General features: G+C 71.9%; 1 pseudogene. It reads left to right on the top strand.

Going from position 1 to position 3875, the window contains the following annotated elements:
* Positions 1-12 precede the first annotated feature (12 nt).
* Positions 13-3875: pseudogene (locus tag J5X86_RS49995) on the top strand (type I polyketide synthase); the annotation flags it as partial.

The following is a 3875-nucleotide window of genomic DNA, read 5'->3' as shown; positions in this document are numbered from 1 at the left end:
GACGGTGAGACGGGTCTGTTGCGGACGGCTGCGTTGGTGCAGGCGTTGGGTGATGCGGGTGTGGGTGCGCCGTTGTGGGTGGCGACGCGGGGTGCGGTGTCGGTGGGGCGTTCGGATGGTGCGGTGAATCCGGGTCAGGCCCTGGTGTGGGGTCTGGGCCGGGTGGCGGCGTTGGAGCTGCCCGAGCGGTGGGGCGGTCTGGTCGACCTTCCGGAGACGGCCGACGAGCGTGCGCTCGGGCGGCTGGCAGATGTGCTTGCCGGGGCTGGTGGCGAGGATCAGGTCGCCGTTCGCGGCTCGGGCGTGTTCGGACGTCGGCTGACCGAGGCTTCCGGGACCCGGACGTCGGACGACGAGGGCTGGCGGCCCTCGGGTTCGGTGCTGGTGACCGGCGGTACGGGCGCGTTGGGTGCGCATCTGGCTCGCTGGCTGGTGGAGAACGGCGCCGAACACGTGGTGCTCACCAGCCGCCGGGGGCTGGACGCCCCGGGCGCGGTGGAGCTGCGGGATGAGCTGGCCGCGTCGGGTGCTCAGGTGACCGTCGCCGCGTGTGATGTGGCGGACCGGGACGCGCTCGCGGAGCTGCTGGCGTCCATACCGGCCGAGTTCCCGCTGACCGCGGTCGTGCACGCGGCCGGTGTGCTGGACGACGGCCTTGTGGACACGCTGGACGCCGTGCGCCTGGAGCGCGTGGTGCGCGCCAAGGCCACCTCCGCGCAGAACCTCCATGAGCTGACGCGCGACCTGAACCTTTCGGCGTTCGTCCTCTTCTCCTCGTTCGCCGGGTCGGTGGGCGCCGCCGGCCAGGGCAATTACGCTGCGGCCAACGCCTACTTGGACGCGCTGGCGGAGCTGCGCCGCGCCCAGGGCTTGCCCGCCACCTCGATCGCCTGGGGCCCGTGGGCCGAGGGCGGCATGGCCGCCGACGAGGCGCTGGAGCGGCGGATGCGCCGCGATGGCGTGCCACCCATGGCGCCCGAGTCGGCGCTCACCGCGCTGCGGCAAGCGCTGGACCTCGATGACACCGCCGTGACGGTCGCGGACATCGACTGGGACCGGTTCCTGGCGGAGTTCACCGCCGTACGGCCGAGCGCGCTGTTCGGCGAGGTACGGGCCGCGCGTCCGGCGCCGGCCGCCGAGGGCGCTCCGCGCGTGGCCGCCACCGCCGGGAGCGGCACATTGGCGGAGCGGCTGTCCGGTCTGACGGACAACGAGCGCGCACAGACACTGCTGGACCTGGTGCGTACGCAGGTCGCTTCGGTGCTGGGGCACGGTGGGGCCGAGGTGGTCGAGGCCGGACGCGCCTTCAAGGAGCTGGGCTTCGACTCGCTCACCGCCGTCGAGCTCCGCAACCGGCTGAACGCGGCGACCGCCCTGCGGCTGCCCGCCACGCTCATCTACGACTACCCGAACGCCACCGCCCTCGCCGACCATCTGCGCACGGAGCTGCTGGGCGCGGACGCTGCGGTGAGCGGTGGCGTGGCCGCGCCGACGGTCGCGGTGGCCGACGATCCGATTGCGATCGTGGCGATGAGCTGCCGTTTCCCGGGTGGGGTGCGGTCGCCGGAAGAGCTGTGGCAGTTGCTGACGGCCGGTGGGGACGCGATTGCGGAGTTCCCGTCCGATCGTGGCTGGGATCTGGCGGGGCTGTACGACCCGGACCCGGACCGTCCGGGCACGTCGTACGCACGCGAGGGCGGTTTCCTTTACGACGCCGGGGACTTCGACGCGTCGTTCTTTGGGATCTCGCCGCGTGAAGCCCTGGCCATGGACCCGCAGCAGCGGTTGCTGCTGGAGACGTCGTGGGAGGCGTTCGAGCGCGCGGGCATCGACCCGGGTGCGCTGCGCGGTCAGCAGATCGGTGTCTTTGCCGGGACCAACGGCCAGGACTATCTGTCGCTGCTGATGCAGGCGCCCGAGGGCCTGGAGGGCCATCTGGGCACGGGCAACGCGGCGAGCGTGGTGTCCGGTCGGGTGGCGTACACCTTCGGCCTTGAGGGCCCGGCCGTCACGGTCGACACGGCCTGCTCGTCGTCGCTGGTGGCGCTGCATCTGGCGGTGCAGGCGCTGCGGCAGGGTGAGTGCACGATGGCGCTCGCGGGCGGCGTCACGGTGATGTCCACCCCCGAGAACTTCATCGACTTCAGCCGTCAGCGCGGACTGGCCGCCGATGGCCGCATCAAGGCGTTCGCGGCCGGTGCGGATGGCACCGGCTGGGGCGAGGGCGCGGGCATGCTGCTCGTGGAGCGGCTGTCGGACGCGCGGCGCCACGGGCACCCGGTGCTGGCGGTCGTGCGGGGCAGCGCGATCAACCAGGACGGTGCGTCGAACGGTCTGACGGCGCCCAACGGTCCGTCGCAGCAGCGCGTCATCCGGCAGGCGCTGACCAGCGCCGGGCTGACGACCGGCGATGTGGACGTGGTCGAGGCGCACGGTACGGGTACGACGCTGGGTGACCCGATCGAGGCTCAGGCGCTGCTCGCCACGTACGGGCAGCAGCGGGATGGGGACCGGCCGTTGTGGCTGGGGTCCATCAAGTCCAACATCGGGCACACGCAGGCGGCGGCGGGTGTCGCGGGCATCATCAAGATGGTGTTGGCGATGCGGCACGGGGTGTTGCCGCAGACGTTGCATGTGGATGAGCCGTCGCCGCATGTGGACTGGTCGGCGGGTGCGGTCTCGCTGCTGACGGAGCAGGTGGAATGGCCGGAGGTCGGCCGTCCGCGCCGTGCCGGTATCTCCTCGTTCGGCATCAGTGGCACCAACGCGCACACCATCATCGAGCAGGCCCCGGCTCTTCCGGCCGCCACGGCCGCCACGGCCGCCCCGACCGAGGCGCCCGAGCGGAACGGCCTCGGCGGCCTCCTGCCGTTCGTCCTGTCCGCCAAGAGCGCCGAAGCGCTGCGGGAGCAGGCCGCGCGGCTGCACGCCCACCTCGCGTCGCGGCCGGAGTCGGCGCCGCTCGACATCGCCCACGCCCTGGCCGTCGGCCGCGCCGCCCTGGAGCGGCGTGCCGTGCTGACCGTCGGCGACCGGGACGAACTGCTGCGGTCGCTCGACGCGGTGGCCCGGGGCGAGGCCGCCCCGTTCATGGTCGAGGGGGCGGTTGCTGAGGGCAAGGTGGCGTTCCTGTTCACGGGGCAGGGGAGCCAGCGACTGGGGATGGGGCGTGAGCTCTACCAGGCGTATCCGGTGTTCGCGGATGCGCTGGATGAGGTGTGTGCGCATCTGGATCTGTATCTGGAGCGGCCGCTGCGGGATGTGCTCTTCGGGGATGACGCTGAGACGTTGGATCAGACGGGGTTCACTCAGCCTGCGTTGTTCGCGGTTGAGGTGGCGTTGTTCCGGCTGGTCGAGGCGTGGGGTCTGACGCCGGACTTCCTCTCGGGTCACTCCATCGGTGAGCTGGCTGCCGCCCATGTGGCGGGTGTGTTGTCGCTGGCGGATGCGGCGCAGTTGGTGGCGGCTCGTGGGCGGTTGATGCAGGAGCTTCCGGCGGGTGGCGCGATGATCGCGGTGCAGGCGTCGGAGGACGAGGTCATGCCGCTGCTGACCGAGCGGGTCAGCATCGCCGCGCTCAACGGGCCGACCTCCGTGGTCATCGCAGGTGACGAGGACGCGGCGCTGGAGATTGCGGCCTCGTTCGAGGCGCAGGGTCGGAAGACCAAGCGCCTCACGGTCAGCCACGCGTTCCACTCCCCGCGTATGGACGGCATGCTGGACGCCTTCCGCGAGGTGGCCGAGGGGCTGACGTACGAGGCCCCGCGCATCCCGATCGTCTCCAACCTCACCGGCGCCATCGTCTCCGCCGAGGAGATCACGACCCCCGACTTCTGGGTGCGCCACGTCCGCGAAGCCGTCCGCTTCCTCGATGG

The sequence above is a fragment of the Streptomyces sp. NEAU-YJ-81 genome, from assembly GCF_017592595.1.
In the GTDB taxonomy this organism is placed as follows: Bacteria; Actinomycetota; Actinomycetes; order Streptomycetales; family Streptomycetaceae; genus Streptomyces; species Streptomyces hygroscopicus_B.
Note: the sequence above shows the minus strand (reverse complement) of the source record. Positions and strands in the feature narration are given on the sequence as shown.